Origin of the sequence: Planococcus glaciei, from assembly GCF_900099655.1 — a bacterium.
Taxonomy (GTDB): Bacteria; Bacillota; Bacilli; order Bacillales_A; family Planococcaceae; genus Planococcus; species Planococcus glaciei.
Genome location: NZ_FNDC01000001.1, coordinates 426,720 through 443,470 on the forward strand (window position 1 = coordinate 426,720; position 16,751 = coordinate 443,470).

General features: G+C 50.7%; 14 protein-coding genes. 3 read left to right on the forward strand and 11 right to left on the reverse strand.

Annotated elements, in window-relative coordinates; all coding sequences use genetic code 11:
- Positions 1 to 81: 81 nt before the first annotated feature.
- The 6 genes from BLQ32_RS02085 to BLQ32_RS02110 all read right to left on the reverse strand — a co-directional run bounded on the left by BLQ32_RS02085 (position 82) and on the right by BLQ32_RS02110 (position 5,371).
- Positions 82 to 582, reverse strand: coding sequence for a site-2 protease family protein (locus BLQ32_RS02085; RefSeq protein WP_074509099.1), 501 nt, complete (start codon positions 580 to 582; stop codon positions 82 to 84).
- A 253-nt stretch (positions 583 to 835) separates the two neighbouring features.
- Positions 836 to 2,437, reverse strand: coding sequence for a sensor domain-containing diguanylate cyclase (locus BLQ32_RS02090; RefSeq protein WP_074509100.1), 1,602 nt, complete (start codon positions 2,435 to 2,437; stop codon positions 836 to 838).
- 176 nt (positions 2,438 to 2,613) lie between these two features.
- A complete protein-coding gene (locus BLQ32_RS02095) occupies positions 2,614 to 2,805 on the reverse strand; it encodes a hypothetical protein (protein ID WP_036811521.1) in 192 nt (63 codons plus the stop codon).
- A gap of 157 nt (positions 2,806 to 2,962) precedes the next feature.
- Positions 2,963 to 3,337 carry a YciI family protein gene (locus tag BLQ32_RS02100; protein WP_074508913.1) on the reverse strand — a complete coding sequence of 125 codons (375 nt, stop codon included), beginning with the start codon at positions 3,335 to 3,337 and terminating at the stop codon, positions 2,963 to 2,965.
- Between the two features lie 77 nt (positions 3,338 to 3,414).
- Positions 3,415 to 3,921, reverse strand: coding sequence for a DinB family protein (locus BLQ32_RS02105; RefSeq protein WP_074508914.1), 507 nt, complete (start codon positions 3,919 to 3,921; stop codon positions 3,415 to 3,417).
- A 379-nt stretch (positions 3,922 to 4,300) separates the two neighbouring features.
- A complete protein-coding gene (locus BLQ32_RS02110) occupies positions 4,301 to 5,371 on the reverse strand; it encodes an NAD(P)-dependent alcohol dehydrogenase (RefSeq protein WP_074508915.1) in 1,071 nt (356 codons plus the stop codon).
- Positions 5,372 to 5,919: 548 nt separating this feature from the next.
- On the opposite strand from BLQ32_RS02110, the gene BLQ32_RS02115 reads away from it, so the two are divergent.
- Positions 5,920 to 6,156: a hypothetical protein gene (locus BLQ32_RS02115; RefSeq protein WP_074508916.1), complete on the forward strand. Its 237-nt coding sequence runs from the start codon at positions 5,920 to 5,922 to the stop codon at positions 6,154 to 6,156.
- A gap of 197 nt (positions 6,157 to 6,353) precedes the next feature.
- On the opposite strand, the gene helD is transcribed toward BLQ32_RS02115, so the two are convergent.
- The 4 genes from helD to fdhD all read right to left on the reverse strand — a co-directional run bounded on the left by helD (position 6,354) and on the right by fdhD (position 11,841).
- Positions 6,354 to 8,684 carry an RNA polymerase recycling motor HelD gene (gene helD, locus BLQ32_RS02120; protein ID WP_074508917.1) on the reverse strand — a complete coding sequence of 777 codons (2,331 nt, stop codon included), beginning with the start codon at positions 8,682 to 8,684 and terminating at the stop codon, positions 6,354 to 6,356.
- 119 nt (positions 8,685 to 8,803) lie between these two features.
- Positions 8,804 to 9,652, reverse strand: a complete 849-nt coding sequence (locus BLQ32_RS02125; protein WP_074508918.1) for an HpcH/HpaI aldolase/citrate lyase family protein — start codon at positions 9,650 to 9,652, stop codon at positions 8,804 to 8,806.
- Between the two features lie 12 nt (positions 9,653 to 9,664).
- Positions 9,665 to 10,867: a CaiB/BaiF CoA transferase family protein gene (locus tag BLQ32_RS02130; RefSeq protein WP_074508919.1), complete on the reverse strand. Its 1,203-nt coding sequence runs from the start codon at positions 10,865 to 10,867 to the stop codon at positions 9,665 to 9,667.
- A 167-nt stretch (positions 10,868 to 11,034) separates the two neighbouring features.
- Positions 11,035 to 11,841, reverse strand: coding sequence for a formate dehydrogenase accessory sulfurtransferase FdhD (gene fdhD / locus BLQ32_RS02135; protein WP_074508920.1), 807 nt, complete (start codon positions 11,839 to 11,841; stop codon positions 11,035 to 11,037).
- 176 nt (positions 11,842 to 12,017) lie between these two features.
- On the opposite strand from fdhD, the gene fdhF reads away from it, so the two are divergent.
- Together fdhF and BLQ32_RS02145 are read left to right on the forward strand one after the other, a co-directional pair.
- On the forward strand, positions 12,018 to 14,954 hold the full coding sequence (fdhF, locus tag BLQ32_RS02140) for a formate dehydrogenase subunit alpha (protein WP_074508921.1): 2,937 nt from the start codon (positions 12,018 to 12,020) through the stop codon (positions 14,952 to 14,954).
- A 6-nt stretch (positions 14,955 to 14,960) separates the two neighbouring features.
- Positions 14,961 to 15,443: a helical membrane plugin domain-containing protein gene (locus tag BLQ32_RS02145; RefSeq protein ID WP_074508922.1), complete on the forward strand. Its 483-nt coding sequence runs from the start codon at positions 14,961 to 14,963 to the stop codon at positions 15,441 to 15,443.
- Positions 15,444 to 15,531: 88 nt separating this feature from the next.
- Here the strand turns inward: BLQ32_RS02145 and BLQ32_RS02150 are convergent, their stop codons facing one another.
- Entirely contained in the window at positions 15,532 to 16,500 is a 969-nt protein-coding gene (locus BLQ32_RS02150; RefSeq protein WP_074508923.1) for an aldo/keto reductase, read from the reverse strand.
- Positions 16,501 to 16,751: the final 251 nt, after the last annotated feature.

Here is a 16,751-nt window from a genome sequence, read left to right on the forward strand (position 1 = left end):
CATAAATTACCTTCAGTTCCAAGCATTGCTTCAAAAGCTCTGCTTTCTTTTAGTACTTTTCCTCTGTAAGAGAGCATCTTCTTATAAAACCGCTTTCCGCTGTCTTCTATTCTCTTTTACCAGATTCAAAATCTGCAGCCCATCACTTGGACCTCCGCCTAAAAAAGAAGGATAGGTAAAGGGAATTAGCGGACTTATGAATAGGAAGAAAATCGCGCCTGCAAGATTAATCAGGATACTGCCTGGTATACCAGAGAAGAAATGAGAAATAAGGTATAGGGCGGCAAACCCCATTAATGAAGCGATCGGCCCGCCTATCAGCATCGTCAGCCTTTGTTTGTAGGTAGGAGGCGGCAACTCTTCTGAATTTATAGGCTGGCAGAACGCGTAAAGCGCTACGGTTACGTAGCAAGTGATTCTTCCAAGCTTCAGCTTCAGTTTTTTCTCTTTGCCCGGTGACCCCATATAAATCTCTGCTTCCGCTTTCTTGTTCCGCAAAATTGTTGCAACGGCATGGCCCATTTCGTGTATAAAGAGAGCCATTGAAATAATCAGTAAGACCGTAACCACTTCTAATAACATCCCCAAAAAGATCCCCCGTTTCTCTATTCGTAGCCTGCAATTGCTGAATTTAGATTATCAAATTGATGAAGCCGATAAATATCCTTATATTTACTACGTTAGAAAAAATTAAAAGATTCATCTTTCTCCAAATGTAAAACCCTTAAAACGAATTCTTGCCTTGCAGCGGCAAAAATGAAAAAGAGAAAAAGCAGTGCTTGATAGCTCTGCTTTTTCTCTTCGGATCTTCCGGTTCATAATTGCGATTGAATCGTTAAGAAGGATTGCCGGAGGAAGAAACAGTTATCCGGTTTCTTCCTTCATCTTTTGATCGATAGAGCGCTGTATCCGCCAAACGGAACAGTTCTTTCAACGACTCTGTCTGGGTTGGGAACTCTGAGATTCCGATTGAAACCGTCACGGTCTGGCCAGGAACCAACAAGGTCTGTTCCACTTCTTTGCGTATTTTTTCCGCCACTTGGTAGGCAGCTAAGCGATCGGCATCCGGCAGAAGAAGGACAAATTCTTCTCCCCCATACCGAAAACAATAATCTGTGTTCCGGATCAATGTTTGAAGCGTTTCAGCCAAGCCTTTTAATGCCTGGTCCCCCATTTGATGGCCAAATGAGTCGTTAATCGATTTGAAATGGTCGATGTCCAGGATGAGCAATGAAAAATGCCGATTCTGGCTTGACCAGACGTCCAGCACTTCTTCCAGTTTCCGGCGGTTCGGCAAGCCCGTTAGCGCGTCCGTCCGTGCTGACTGCGTGAGTTCCTGGTTGTTTCTTTCCAGTATTTCAAAAGCGATCGCCACACTCTTCGTTAAGATATCGGCTTCGCGGTTCCAATGGGGCTTCATCAGATTGTCCTTGAGAGGCTGCGATACGCCCTTTCCTTCCGCTAATCCATTCACCAGATTTCCCAGATGCATAAAAGGAGCTGCCAATCTGCGGGCGATGAAGATGGAAAACAGGAGAAGCAGCAAAGATGGCAGCAATAAATTCTTCAGCATCTGCAGAAATTGATCAACCAAAAAATCTTCAGCAAATGAATAAGGTGTCTGCTGCACGATCCCCCATCCCGCTTCAGATACGTTACTATAAGCGGCAAGCATCGGAATCCCCTCGGTGTTCGTAATTAATTCCATGCCGTCTTTTCCTTGCGTCAATTGACGGACTACCGGATTTCCAATGACGTTTTCTCCGATTTTTTCACTCTTTGGATGAAACAACAGCGTTCCGTCCGGGCCGACCACGTAATAATAGGAACCATTTTGTTCTACCGCATCATTGCCAAGAAGATGGTTCAGGACGTTCTGCTCCTGAAGAAAGATGGTTCCTCCGATCATCCCTTTATACGCACCGTCTTTGGAATAGATCGGCTGGCTCATCAAAATGATTAAACGGTTTGATAAGCCCATATAAGGGGCAGTCAATCCGGGCTGTTTCGCATCCAGCGCGTCTCTTGCTTCTCCTACCGCTATTTTTTCTCCTTTTAACCCGATGCTGTTGGGGCTGATGGCCCGGATCACGCCTGTTTCGTCTATCCAGGAAAGGGAATTGAAATACCCGCTGCTTCTTTGCAAAAGATCCAAATGTTCATGGATTTCCTGATCGCTCATCCCTTCATGTTCCTCCAGAAAATTCACGGTAGTTTCCAGATTGTTTCTCATCGAGATGAACAACGAATCGACCGAATGGCTCATCTTTTCCGCTTTGGAGTAATTTAAGGATAAATAAGTCGTCGCCAAAGAATCCTTACTGGAATGATAAGAAGAGAGGGTAAGAATCAGCAGTGTAAGAATGACTGAGGCAGAGACAAGAGAAGTCAGCAAGGTGGCCAAGTTCACTTTCCGTCCATTGAATAGTGGCTTCATACAAAATTTCCTTTCAAAACACTTTTGAGAAAAATCAACTTCTTCCATTATATAGATATCTTCCTTTATTTATCTAGTTAAAAGAAAAATACCCGCTAATTAAAAATAGAGCCTGGAATCCAGCTCCAAGCTCGTGTATCTTGCTTTCAGTTGGTTAAACGATTTCAACCCTTATCTTAAAACATTCCTCCACCTTGATTGTTGTGCCGACCAACTTCTCGCTGAGCCTCGGCTTCCGCTAAATTCTGGTTCAAGGTCTTTTCCTTCTTATTAAAGCTGTATTTCCCCCGCGTCAAAAAATCCACTAGATAAGCGCCTGCAAACACTGCAGCCAATGAGCCCCAAAAAATCCACATCATCCAATGCATACCCTTTTCCCCCTTCCGTTTTATCGTCGCTTGGATCGCCTTTCTTATAATACGGTTTCAGTTGGGATAAGTTTCAATAATCAGATTTTAAGACATGGCGCCCTGTTATAAAAATACGTGAAGACCGTTTAAGCAGTTTTACTCTTTCCCTTAAAAGCTAGCCTTTCATATCGAAGGAGTCGATTGCGCGGATTTCCATTTCCCAACCCAGCTGTTCTGCTAAACCGACCTGCACAGTCGGATGTAGAGAAGCCACTCGGATTGCTTCTTCAAAACTCGCGGCTTCCAGTATGAACGCACTTCCCATGATTTTATCGGTCTGGGTTAAATGGCCCTCACCGACTTGTATCTCCCCGCCCACCCGCTGCAATCTCTTTACTTCTTGTCCAATGCCGGCATCTACCAGCACATGGCCACTTTTGTATAATTCCTGGAGATGAGGCTGGCATTCCCGCATGATGGCATCAACTTCTTCCTTTGGCAATGTATCCATCTTCTCTTTATTCAAGTAACCCAAGCACAAGTATTTCATCTAAAAACCTCCTTTTGAAATGTTTTCTTCATCGACAGTTTTTGGGGATTTAGCGAATAGACCACCCCCCCCAAAAACTATGTTTCCATTTCCAGATACCTTTCCAGCTCTTCTTTCTGCCGCAGGTGATGGCGGGAATGCATGTGAACCAGCTCAAGCCACTCCTTCGCATTCAGCCAGCCGAACCCGCCATGCTTAACCTTATAGTCCGGGTTAATGGTAGAGACTTTCAATCCCCAGTGCTCCAGCCTATCCATTACTTCTTCCATTCTTGTCTCCAGATCTTCTTTGCTGGCTGAATTGTTGGGAGGGCCATTCATTTCATCTGGAAGCCTGATTTTGATGGGCGGAAATCCACCGTCTTTGAATAACTGCTCACCCGCTGGAGTTTTTCCCAGAGGCTGCCCTTCAGTTGATGCAGCACAAATTTGCACATTATCCAGATACTCATGCGCCACTAGAATAATGTGGTCATACATTTGCCCAATGGACCACACACCTTCTCGCGGGATATGGCGCAGCTGTTCCGGAGAGTATTTGCGAAGCTCGTTCTTGAAAATGACAAGCACTTCTTTTCCGTTCATCTTCGCCCTCCTAATATCCGTTTTAAAAATTTAAATATTCCGATTATTACCTTTTTTGATTGTATCACAGTTAATTAGGGGACTTCATTAAATCTTATTTCATTATCTTGATCTGGTCGTAAATGGTCAGTTATGGACTAAAGGGGAAGAGCGGTGCCGATCGGCACCGCTCTTCCCTTTTACACTTTGCGATTGGCATAACTGCTGCTTCTAATAATTTTAAGAAGAGAAAAGCGCTTTAATCAGCTTCTTCTCTCCCGTGGTATTTAAGCAGCTTCCGCTCTGCCAGCGACAGATGCTCTGGAACCTAAAAATAGCACCTTTCAAACAGCATGGAACTGTTTGAAAGGTGCTTTTGTCATTTTATACATTTAATTTCTTAATTCATTTTTAAAACCGGTTTAATGACCGAGCCATTCTCTGATTCTTCAAAGGCCTTATTGATTTCATCGAATTCAAAGAATTTCACCATCCGGTCATATGGGAATTGGCCTTTTTTATAGTAAGAAATCATTTCCGGAATGAATTTTTGTGGAATGGCATCGCCTTGGCTGGTCCCGACAATGCTGCCGCCTTTTAATGCTAAAGCTTCCAAAGGAATCGAAAGGTTAAAATCAGTCACGACTGTAACGATTTTCCCGAAAGTGTCCAAGGAGTCGATGGCTTGGGCGATTACGCTGTCTACGCCAGTTGTGTCCAGTACATGCTGCACGCCAGAACCGGTAATTTCTTTGATCTGTTCGGCGATATTTACATCTTTGCCGCTTTTAATCGTCGCTGTGGCACCCAATTCTTTTGCAAGTTCCAAGCGATTTTCATGGAGATCAATTCCGATAATGTTTTTGCAGCCGGCAATTTTAGCCGCCATAATGGCACTCAACCCAACGGCCCCGACGCCGATCACGGCAATGGAGCTGCCGGCTTCAGGTTTTAGCACATTTAAAACACTGCTGGCTCCGGTTTGCAGACCGCAGCCTAAGGGAGCCGCTAAAGCCAAGTCCATCTCCTCATCAATCTTCACCACATTCCGCTGGTTAACGAGCGAATAGGTGGCAAAAGAAGATTGGCCAAAGAATCTGGCAACCAACTGATTGGTTTCTTGATCGATATGGCTATTTAAATTCAAGTCGCCGTAATACCGGCAATGGGCCGGATGATTGGCTAAACAATTATCACATTCTCCGCAACTGGCAAAAGAGACAACCACATGATCCCCTTTTTGCAGTTCCGTCACTTCAGACCCGACTTCTTCTACAATGCCGGCGCCTTCATGTCCAAGAACTGCGGGCGGATTGACCATACCGGTGTCTCTTCCTGAAACATCCGTATGGCAAATTCCTGATGCGGCTACTTTTATTAACACATCGTTCGATTCAAGTTTCGGCAATTCAACGTCCTTGATTTCAAAAGCTTTTCCCGTTTCCGGGGTAACTGCGGCTTTTATTTTCATCGCATAATCTCTCCTTTATATAGTTTGCATTTTTTCTTAGGGTTCGTTTGCATTAATCGCAGAAGCATAAAAGAATCCGCTTCAGCCCCTTCTCTTCCCGTGATCCACGATAATTAAACGTTTAGCTGGAGTCCTATTAGATGGAATTTGGGGCTGGAAGTAGACTTTCCTGCTTATTAAAACCCTCCAATAAGACACTCTTCTCTCCCCTTTTTCTATTTGTGATCCTTTCCCAGTGGCATCCGTTTTAGCATGGTTTTTAGAGCTTCCAATAAAGTGGTAATTTAAAGTTGCTTTATTGACATTAAGTGACATTCGAACTGAGCGCAAAATGAAACTTTCAGATAAATCCAAACGTAGTAGAAAGTAGAGAGAATCTCCTCCACAAAATGGTGGTTATAGCAAAGCAATTGTATGGGCTTAGTTTTTAGGGGAACAGATGCCAACCGATTAATAGGCAATCAAAAAACGATTCAATTGCATCAACGAATTACATGAGCGTTTCTTGCACAGAATGATACGCAGCGTCCAAAAAAGGAGGAATTTCAATGGTGTATGTAGTTGGGTTAATTGTGTTTGTCGTTATTTTTAGTTTACTGAAAGATCGGCGTTCTACTGAACAATCAAAATCCAGAAAAACTAAAGCCGCAGTTTCCGATGGTCCGATTAATTATTATGGAAATTACGAGGATAAAGACGACAAATGGAGCAGCGACGATTCGAGCTATGACGGCAGCGGGTCAGACGGCGGAAGCGATGGCGGAGGTGGCGGTGGCGGCGAATAACTATTTCGCTTCCCAGGGAAAGGCGCAATTCAGAATCTATTAGAATTGTTTCTTGGTCTGGGAATGGACACTTTATAGTCCAAAGTAAAAGAACGTTCGTAAACGTGGCAAAACACGTTACGAACGTTCTTTTATTTCCACACAGGTTTACGAACGATCAATCATTGCTTCACCTTGATTGATATACAGAAGCCATTTCATTCCTCAACCTGAACCAGTCCTTCCTGCAGCGCTTCCTCTAGAAACAGACTTGGTTTGCCGACGGAGAAAAGCTGCAGTTCGTGCATCGCCCGCGTGCAGGCGGTGTAGAACAGCCGGCGCAGGCTTTCCTGGCCGTAAACCTGTTCCGAGGCGTCATAGAGGATGACGGCGTCGAACTCGATGCCTTTTGCCAAATACGACGGGATGACGATGACGCCCTGCTCGTATTCGGCGGAGCCGGTCTTCAGCCGCTTCAGCCCCTCAATGCCGGACAAGGCTTCATGTGCATGAGCGGCTTCGGAAGCGGATTTGCAGATGATGGCGATTGTGCCGAATTTGTCGCGAAGTTCTGCGACCCGCTCCATGATACAGCGGTGCAGTTCTGCATGATCCGCTACTTGGGTCAGAATCGGCTTTTCACCTTGCCGCTCAAAAGGGATGATAGCTTCTCCTTCCGGTACAAGCCGGCGGGTGAATTCGATGATCGGTTTGGTGGCGCGGTAGCTTTGCGCCAGGCGGATTGTTTCGGTTTGATCTGCTCCATACAGGTTGGTCAGTACGTCAAAATCGTTGAATTCACCCGCATGGGCAAAAATTGCCTGGTTGAAATCGCCGAGCACCGTCATATGAGCTGCCGGAAACAGCCGCTTCAGAAACTCGAACTGGAACGGCGAGTAGTCCTGCGCTTCATCGATGACAATGTGGCGGATCGCCGTGTTCGTCTGGAAACCGAGAATCAGTTCTTTCAACAGCAGAAACGGCGTGGCATCTTCGTAGAATAACTCCTCATCTGCGAGCTTGTCAGTTGTCTGCCGACAAATGGCTTCCCATTCCGCAGGCAGTTCCGTCTGATTGTTTTCCAAAAAGCCCTCAAAAAGTTGGCGGTACAGTGCTTTGACGTCGACAAAGTGGTAAGCCTTGATCTTTTTTCGGAGCGGTTTCAGCTTCTGGCGCACAACAAGCCGGGCCAGTTCTTCCGGCTCCATTTCGTAGTCGCTTACCGCTTTTCCTTTAAAACCTTTTTTCGCTGCCAGATAGGCATGCGCTTTCTGGTAGGAATCGTTGCTGAGCAGCTCCATTTCCTCTTCCACCCACGGTTCTTCCCATTCCTGTTTTTCAAATTCATCGAGCTCTTTCAACAGCCAGTCCTTCAAAAGCTCTAGCCGGTTATGGAAACGCAGCGTCGTGTCGCGGGAATAAAACCGCGCTTCGATGGCTTCGGCGCTTGCAATCGGATGTCCAGCGAAACGGATGCGCTTGAATATCATGCCGGACTTCTCCAACGTCCGCCGGTACGATTTGATGGCTTCGAAAAACTGGACCGATGCCTTGAAGCGGATGCCTGCCACACGGGCCGCGTATGCCGGATCGTCCCTTTTCGTCAGCACATACTCCAGCTGTCCGTACGGATTCTCAAGCTCAAACTGGGCGCTCAACCGGTGGTTCAAGTATTCCTGAAACGTCACTTGGTGCATGTTCTCTTCGCCGAGTTCCGGCAGCACATTCGACACGTAGCTCGAGAACATGGCGTTCGGCGAAAACAGGATGATCTGGTCAGCGTTCAATTGGTCCCGGTATTTGTAGAGAAGATACGCGATGCGCTGCAGCGCAGCCGAAGTCTTCCCGCTGCCGGCCGCTCCCTGCACGATGAGCAGGCGCGTGCGGTCATGGCGGATGATGCGGTTCTGTTCCTGCTGGATCGTCGCGACGATGCTGTGCATCTTCTTGTCGGCGCTCCTGCCGAGCACCTGTTGGAGAATTTCATCCCCGATGGTCAGGCTTGTATCGAACATCGACTGCAGGACGCCGCCGCGGATCAAGTATTGCCATTTCTTCTCCAAACGCCCTTTGACTTCGCCGCCCGGCGTACTGTAGGACGCAGGACCCGGCTGGTGATCGTAGTAAACGCTCGACACCGGCGCCCGCCAGTCGTAGACGAGGAAATCATCGCCTGTTGAATCGTTCAATGTCGAGATGCCGATATACACTTCCTCTTTTTCCGGCTCGCCTTCCTCCTGAAAGTCGATGCGGCCGAAATACGGCGTTCTTTGCAGGCGGCGGAGTTCCGCCAGCTTTTTGGCGGACTGCCGGTGGGTGGTTTCACTGACCGACAAGGCTTGCGCTTCCTGCCGCAAACCGATGATCGTCTCCAAGAAATCATCGAACGAATCGAGGCTTATTTTGTTTTCATCCCAGAAATGGCGGCGGATGTTCACCACTTCGTCTTTTTGGCGAGACGTGTCTGCTTCCAATCTTCGGAGCTGCCCGGTGACTTCCTGCATCACCTGGTCGACCCGTTTTTGCTCCTGTTGAAATTCCGGATTCACATGAACCACTCCTTGCAAAATGACTAATCCCTGTGCGATTTAAGAATCGGATAACGTTCGGTTTTCTTCATTAAGAGGCAGTTGCGTTTGGAATATTTTATAGCGCTTCCGCTGAAATCTCAGCCGCCGATAATGAGCTGGTAGCGTTCAGCAGCTTGGTAAATCTGTTTCGCTTTTTCGATGATCGGCCGGTCGACCATTTTGCCGTCCAACATGAAGACGCCCGCGCCTTTCTCTTCGTGTTCGGCATGGTGCAGCACCTTCACCGCCCAGTCGATGTCTTCCCGGGACGGGCTGTAGACTTCGTGGATTGTCTCAATCTGTTTCGGGTGCACCGCCATCTGGCCGTTGAAGCCGAGGGCGCGTGCTGAAACGGCGCGCTTTTGCAGGCTTTCCGTATTGTGGATGTCAGCGAATACGGTGTCGTAAATGCCTTCGACGCCCGCCGCTTTGGCGTAGGTGACGATGCGGGAGCGCGCATAAATCGCTTCAAGCCCCGCTTCCGTCAGCGTCAAATCTGCGTCCACTGCGTAGTCGATGGCGCCGAACGCGACGCCGCTGACGTTCGGATTGCTGAAGATGTCTTTCAGGCGGACGATGCCGGCTGCGGTTTCGACGAGGACAATCAGTTCGCCGTTAGCCCCCATGCCTTCCCAGGTTTCCTCTACTTGCCGGGCACTTTCCGCTTTTGGCAACATGATGCCGTTGACGTTTTCATGCCGGGCAAGTTTGACGTCGTCCTTGTACCATTCGGTGCCGTACTGGTTGACGCGCAGGAAAATGGGCTTTGCCGGTTTGTCCTCCAGTTCGTCGAGCGCTTCTTGAATGACTGCGCGGGCAGCCGCTTTTTCATTCGGATGGACGGCGTCTTCTAAATCCCACAGCAAGGCGTCTGCTTCGCTGCTGACGGATTTCAATAAACGCTCTTTGTTCGTCCCCGGTGTAAACATCAGACTTCGGTAAATCATCCCTTATCCTCCTTAAATGATGCCGTCTTTTTTCAGCCCTTCGATTTCTTCCGGAGTCAGCCCCAGCTCGCCGTACAGTGTTTCATTGTACGAACCGAGTTCCGCTCCGGTATGGCGGATTTCTCCCGGTGTGCGCGACAGCTTCGGCGCCACATTGAGCATCTTGACGCTGCCGAAATGCACATCCGGCACATCCGCGATGTTTTCCCGGTGGTTGAAATGCGGGTCATTCACAATGTCTTCCACTGTATAGACCGGTGCAATCGTCGCTTCAAAATGGACAAAGCGCTCGAGGATTTCTTCCTGCGTGTACCCTTTCATCCAGCCGGCGATGATCGCCTCCAGTTCGTCGACGTTCTCGAGGCGCTTCTGATTGGTTGCGAATTTTGGATTCGTTATCAAGTCTTCCCGGCCGATTGCCTTGAATATGCGTTCGACGATCGGTTGCGACGTGCCGGATATCGCGAGCCATTTCGCGTCTTTCGTTTCGTATAAATTGCGCGGAACGGTCCAGCCCGTGCGGTTCCCTTTCCGTCCCGGAATGATGCCAAGCTGGTCGTATTCCATGACCTGGTTGCCGAGCATCCCCATGAGCGCTTCGTAAATCGGCAAATCGATGTACTGGCCCTGTCCGTCCTCCGAATGGTCGCGTTCGTAAACCGCGACCATCGTGGCGTAAGCTCCCATTAGCGCGGTCGCGTAATCGGCGAGCGCGAAACTTGGCAGCACCGGTCCTCTATCCGGGAAGCCGTTGACCTGCGCAAAGCCGGACATCGCTTCCGCAAGCGTGCCGAACCCCGGCCTCTCTTTATAAGGGCCGTCTTCGCCGAAGCCCGACACCTTCACGACAATCAATCCGGGATTGTCTTTTGACAAGGATTCATAGGTGATGTTCCATTTCTCCAAAGTCTTCGGCCGGAAATTCGTAATGACGACGTCTGCCGTTTCGGCAAGTTTATGGAACAATTCCTGGCCTTTCGGCGTACTGAAATTCAGCGTAATCGGCTTTTTGTTGCGCGACACGAGCTTCCATTCCAGCGACTCGCCGTCTTTTTGGCGGCCGGCGTTTCGCAGCGGGTCTCCTGCAGGGTGCTCCACTTTGATGACGTCCGCCCCGAAATCGCCTAAATACGTCGCCAGCATCGGTCCCGCAAGCACGGTGGATGCGTCGATGACCCGCAGCCCTGCAAGCGGCAGCTTTCTGTTTTCTTCCATTGCTTCAGCTCCTCCAGATGCTTCTGAAAACGTTTTCAGAATTTTCTCTTATCATATAGTCAATCGGATCAATTGTAAACCTCTTGGATACAAAAACCAAAAACACCCTGCGTCCGGAATTCCATACGAATTCTTTGGTGCAGGGTGTTTGATTGAACGTGTGTCTTTTATTTTCCGGCTGCAGTTTTGATGCGCTCTGGATGCGTGTACAGATTAAACGAGCCTTTTCGGATAAAACCGACCGTCGTGATGCCGAGCTCTTCGGCAAGCGACAGCGCGAGTTCTGTCGGCGCCGATTTTGACAAGATGATTTCGCAGCCGATCTTGGCCACTTTCAGCAGGATCTCCGACGAAATGCGGCCGCTGAAGGCGATCACTTTGTCGCGCACGTCGATGTCGTTTCGCAGGCAATGGCCGTAGATTTTGTCGAGCGCATTGTGCCGGCCGATGTCCATGCGCGACAGGAAAAAGCCGTCGGTGCTGCAAAGCGCGGCGTTGTGTACGCCGCCGGTCTGCCGGAACATGTCGGCGCTGTCCTCGAGCTTCCCCATCAAGGAAAAACAGTCTTCCGGTGACAGGGTCACCCGGACGCTGTCCATCGTTTTCGCCGTCAAAGCGTCGTGGGCAAACACAAAACCTTGCCGGCTCATGCCGCAGCACGACGTAACAAAGCGTTTGTTCTGCAGATTCTCATAGAACGGATACATTTTATCCGCTTCGATGTGGACGATGCCCTGTGCGGTGTCGACGCGGATGTTCCGGATGTCGCGGTGGTTCGGGATGATGCCTTCCGACGCCAGAAAGCCGACCGCCATGTCTTCGATGTATTCCGGCGAGCAGACGATCGTGATGAATTCACGTCCGTTGATCCGGATGGTGATCGGTTCTTCGGTCACGATCCGGTCTTCCCGCTCGCTGAACCCGCCATCTGTATAGCGGAGCACTGTCCGCGTTTTTTGCTGCTCCTTTTGCATAACCGCCAATCCCCTTCCGAAAAACCATTTATTGATTGATTATTCCGTTAATTTATTGTAGCACTCTATGAAATTGATTATACTATTACCACAGAGGATAAAGCGCCGCAAAAAGACGGCGCCGTTTTTATTTTGAGGAATGCGGGAATGTTCGAGTAAAAAAAGGAGGTGCCGGCATGCCGGTCAAAATCAACGGTTCGCTGTATCCGTTCCAGGAAGGCCAGACGATTCTCCAGGTGATCAATGCACACGGCATTAGACATCCGCAGATCTGTTATTTGCCGGAAGTCGATCCGATCGAAACCTGCGACACGTGCATCGCGGAAGTCGACGGACAGCTGGTGCGGACTTGTTCCACCAAAGCCGCTTCCGGGATGGATGTCCGATTAGCTTCGGCCCGGGCAAAAGAAGCCCAAACGGAAGCGATGGACCGGATTTTAGAGAATCATATGCTGTACTGTACGGTCTGCGACAACAACAACGGCAACTGCAAAGTACATAATACCGTAGACATGATGGAAATCGAACACCAGAAATACCCGTTCGAACCGAAATGTTCAACAGATGCCGTCGATTTCACCAATCCGTTTTACCGCTACGACCCCAACCAGTGCATCGCCTGCGGGCAGTGCGTCGAAGCGTGCCAGAACCTGCAAGTCAATGAAACCTTGTCGATGGACTGGGAGCGGGACCGGCCGATTGTCTTGTGGGACGGCGGCGCGAAAATCAACGATTCGTCCTGCGTCAGCTGCGGCCACTGCGTCACCGTGTGCCCGTGCAACGCGCTTATGGAAAATTCGATGCAAGGCGAAGCCGGCTTCATGACCGGCTTGAAAGACGAAGTGCTGACGCCGCTGATTGACCTCGTCAAAGACGTCGAACCGGGCTACAGCGGCATCCTGGCAGTTTCCGATGCGGAAGCGGCGATGCGCGAAACCCGCATGAAAAAAACCAAGACGGTGTGCACGTTCTGCGGCGTCGGCTGTACGTTTGAAGTGTGGACGAAAGACCGGAAAATCCTGAAAGTCCAGCCGGTCTCGGAAGCACCGGCGAATGCCATCTCCACCTGCGTCAAAGGGAAATTCGGCTGGGATTTCGTCAACAGCGAAGAACGCCTGACCACCCCGCTGATCCGCCGCGGCGATGAATTCGTCGAAGCCACGTGGGAAGATGCGCTCGACCTCGTCGCCAAACGCCTCGGGGAAATCCGGCGGGTGCACGGCAAGGACGGCGTCGGCATCATTTCTTCGTCGAAAATTACCAACGAAGACAATTACGTCATCCAAAAATTGACCCGCCAAGTATTCGAATCGAACAATGTCGACAACTGCTCGCGCTATTGCCAGACACCGGCAACGGACGGTTTGTTCCGTACGGTCGGCATGGGCGGCGATGCCGGCACGATCAAGGATATTGCAAGTGCAGGCCTCGTCATCATCGTCGGCGCCAATCCGGCGGAAAGCCACCCGGTTCTGGCGACGCGCGTGAAGCGGGCACATAAGCTGCACGGCCAGAAACTGATTGTTGCGGACCTGCGGAAAAACGAAATGGCTGAACGCGCCGACATCTTTATCCGTCCGAAGCAAGGCACGGACCAGGTATGGCTGATGGCCGTCACCAAATATTTGATCGACCAAAGCTGGCACGATCAGCGCTTTATCGATGACAACGTCCACTATTTTGAAGATTTCAGAGACGTGCTGGAGAAATATACGCTTCAATACGCCGAACAGGAAACCGGACTATCGCCGGAAACGCTCATCGGAATCGCCGAAGCGATCCGTGATGCAGACGGCACGTGCATCCTGTGGGGCATGGGCGTCACCCAAAACACCGGCGGCTCGGACACATCCGCTGCCATCTCGAACTTGCTGCTGGCAACCGGCAATTACCGCCGTCCGGGCGCTGGGGCGTATCCGCTCCGCGGGCACAACAACGTGCAAGGCGCCTGCGATATGGGTTCCCTTCCCGCCTGGCTTCCGGGCTATCAGCATGTGTCGGATGATGCGGCGCGCGCGAAATTCGAACAGGCATACGGCGTCGAAATCAGCGACAAGCCGGGCTTTGACAACGTGTCGATGCTGCGCGCCGTTGACGACGGCATCATGAAAGCGATGTATGTCGTCGGCGAAGACATGGCACTCGTCGATTCCAACTCGAACCACGTCGATGAAGTCCTGTCGAAACTGGAGTTTTTCGTGGTGCAGGACATCTTCTTCTCCCGTACGGCCCAATACGCCGATGTTATCCTGCCGGCGGTGCCGTCGCTTGAAAAAGACGGGACGTTCACGAACACGGAACGCCGTGTGCAGCGGCTTTACCAGGCGCTGCCGGAACTTGGAGATGCGAAGCCCGACTGGTGGATCGTCCAGGAAATCGCGAAACGGCTCGGGGCCGACTGGGATTACAGCCACCCGGGTGAAATCTTTGCCGAAATGGCGAGCCTGACGCCGCTCTTTGCTCAAGCGGACTACGAGTCGCTCGAAGATTGGGAAAGCTTCCTGTGGGGCAGCCATGACGGATCGAGCACACCGCTCCTCTATGTCGACGGCTTTAACTTTGACGATAAAAAAGCGCGTTTTGCCTTGTCCGACTGGGTCGAACCGGTCAAGTTCGCGGCAGAATTCGACCTTCACATCAACAACGGCCGCCTGCTCGAGCATTTCCACGAAGGCAACTTGACGGACCGCTCAACGGGCATCCACGAGAAGATTCCAGAAAACTTCGTCGAAGTGTCGCCGGAACTCGCAGAAGCGCGGGACATTTTGGACGGTTCAATTGTCCGGCTGATTTCTCCTTACGGCGCCGTCAAAGTGCCGGTCGTGGTGACTTCGCGGGTACAGGGCAATGAACTCTTTTTGCCAATGCATTCCACCAATAAAGAACGCGCCATCAACTTTTTGACCGGTCCGGCAACCGATCAGCGGACCAACACGCCGGCCTTCAAGCAGACGAAAGTCCGCATGGAAGTGCTGCAAAAGGACGGCCACAACCCGCTGCCAAAATCGAACCACCGCACCAAAAAGCGCCATCCGACTCGCGGCGTGGAAGTCGAACGCAAATGGCGGCGGCCGGATCACGTGCCGCTGACCGACCAACCGAAAGAAAGGTGATGTGCTTTGGCAACACCGATTACGCGAATCAAGAAAAAACAATTCACACCGGAAGAGCTCAAGCTGCAGCGGCTTTTTGAACTGGAAACCCAGGTGGCCAAACAGCAGCAGTCGCTCAAAAAGGTGCTGGAAATTACCGGGGAACTCGACAAAGCGGGAATCCTGGATGCGGTGAATGCAATGGTCAAGGCACGCGAAGATTTGATGGATATCACAGTCCAGCAAGCCACGCGCGAACCCGTCACGACGCTTATCAATAATTTGATGAACGCGGCGGGCGCGTTGACGGCCATTGACCCGGCGACGACGGCGAAACTATCGGCCAGCGTGCAGAGCGGCCTCCAGAACGCGGAAGCCGGCCAGTCCGATCGCCGCAAACTGAGCATGTTCGGCCTGTATAAAGCGCTGCGCGACCCGGACATCAACCGCTCGATCCGCTACGGCCTGCATTTTTTGAAAGGCATGGGGAAAGAGCTGGAGCGGAAGTAGAACTCTTCCGTAAGGTGCGGGTTCAGAGTATGCATAAGAAAAGCACTCCTGACGGGAAGGTCGGAGTGCTTTTTGTATGGATTCTTTTTTATACTTCTTCCGAACGGTCCGTGGCCGGCGGCGGTGTGATGGAAAGGTCCGAGATTTCCTGGCGCCATTCCGGCGTCATCTTGATATCAAGTGCACCGAGAGACGGTTCCAATTGTTCCAGGTTGCGGGCGCCGATGATCGGCGCGGTGACGCCTGGATGCGACATGACCCAGGACACGGCAAGTGACGCCGGGTGATGCCCTTTGTCTTTCGCATACTGCGCGAAGCAGTCGGCCGTTTCGAAATAAGCGGCATCGGCGTAGCGCTTTTCGTAGTTTTTCTGTTCGACGAGGCGGCCCTGTTCCGGCTTTTTGCCGCCGGCGTATTTGCCTGTCAAAAGCCCGCCGCCGAGCGGGCTGTACGTAATAACACCCATATTTTCTGCTTCTGCGAGCGGCAGAATCTCGACTTCCGCTTGCCGCTTCACGAGATTGTACATCGGCTGGATGCACTCGAATCGCGCCAGGCTTTCCCTGTAGGAAATGCCGAGAGAGGTCGCGATTTGCCACGCGGCCCAGTTGCTGACGGCAGGATACAGGATTTTGCCCTGGCGCTGGAGATCGTCCATCGCCCGCAGCGTCTCCTCAATCGGTGTTGCCGGGTCGAAGGCATGGACAAAATAGAATTCAACGCGGTCGGTGTTCAGCCGCTTCAGGCTCTTCTCCACTTCGAGCATGATGTGGCGGCGCGATAAACCGCGGTTGTTGACGTCCGTTCCCGTCGGCCCGTTCACTTTTGTGGTCAGCACCAAATCATTGCGGCTGTCTGCGATGCACCTGCCGAGAATCTCTTCTGACACCCCTTTGTTGTAGACATTGGCGCAGTCGAAAAAGTTGATGCCTGCTTCCCGGCAGCGCTTGAACATTGCCTGCGACGTCTCTTCATCGGCATTTCCCCCAAATGACATCGTCCCAAAGCAAAGGCTTGAAACGTTGATGCCTGTTTTCCCTATTGTGCGGTATTCCATTCGGTTTCCTCCTTTATGGATGGCGGATTGGTTTGGACTTCACGTGGTGTTTAAAACAAATGTGTAAGTTCATTATTGCGGAGTTGAATTTTTCAGTCAATTGATTCAAGCCATTTCCGGCGCAGTCTCTTCCATAAAAAGAGCTTGCCTATTTCCCAGGAAATAAAACGGGTGCCTGCCGTAATGTACAAAAATAAAAACGTGCCAGAAATTATTCTTTCTGGCACGTTTTTTATATAAGCTCATTTAAA

Coding starts and splice junctions, on each gene's coding strand:
- BLQ32_RS02085 (WP_074509099.1), bottom strand. CDS start 582: ATGTTATTAGAAGTGGTTACGGTCTTACTGATTATTTCAATGGCTCTC.
- BLQ32_RS02090 (WP_074509100.1), bottom strand. CDS start 2,437: ATGAAGCCACTATTCAATGGACGGAAAGTGAACTTGGCCACCTTGCTG.
- BLQ32_RS02095 (WP_036811521.1), bottom strand. CDS start 2,805: ATGCATTGGATGATGTGGATTTTTTGGGGCTCATTGGCTGCAGTGTTT.
- BLQ32_RS02100 (WP_074508913.1), bottom strand. CDS start 3,337: ATGAAATACTTGTGCTTGGGTTACTTGAATAAAGAGAAGATGGATACA.
- BLQ32_RS02105 (WP_074508914.1), bottom strand. CDS start 3,921: ATGAACGGAAAAGAAGTGCTTGTCATTTTCAAGAACGAGCTTCGCAAA.
- BLQ32_RS02110 (WP_074508915.1), bottom strand. CDS start 5,371: ATGAAAATAAAAGCCGCAGTTACCCCGGAAACGGGAAAAGCTTTTGAA.
- BLQ32_RS02115 (WP_074508916.1), top strand. CDS start 5,920: ATGGTGTATGTAGTTGGGTTAATTGTGTTTGTCGTTATTTTTAGTTTA.
- BLQ32_RS02125 (WP_074508918.1), bottom strand. CDS start 9,652: ATGATTTACCGAAGTCTGATGTTTACACCGGGGACGAACAAAGAGCGT.
- BLQ32_RS02130 (WP_074508919.1), bottom strand. CDS start 10,867: ATGGAAGAAAACAGAAAGCTGCCGCTTGCAGGGCTGCGGGTCATCGAC.
- fdhD (WP_074508920.1), bottom strand. CDS start 11,841: ATGCAAAAGGAGCAGCAAAAAACGCGGACAGTGCTCCGCTATACAGAT.
- fdhF (WP_074508921.1), top strand. CDS start 12,018: ATGCCGGTCAAAATCAACGGTTCGCTGTATCCGTTCCAGGAAGGCCAG.
- BLQ32_RS02150 (WP_074508923.1), bottom strand. CDS start 16,500: ATGGAATACCGCACAATAGGGAAAACAGGCATCAACGTTTCAAGCCTT.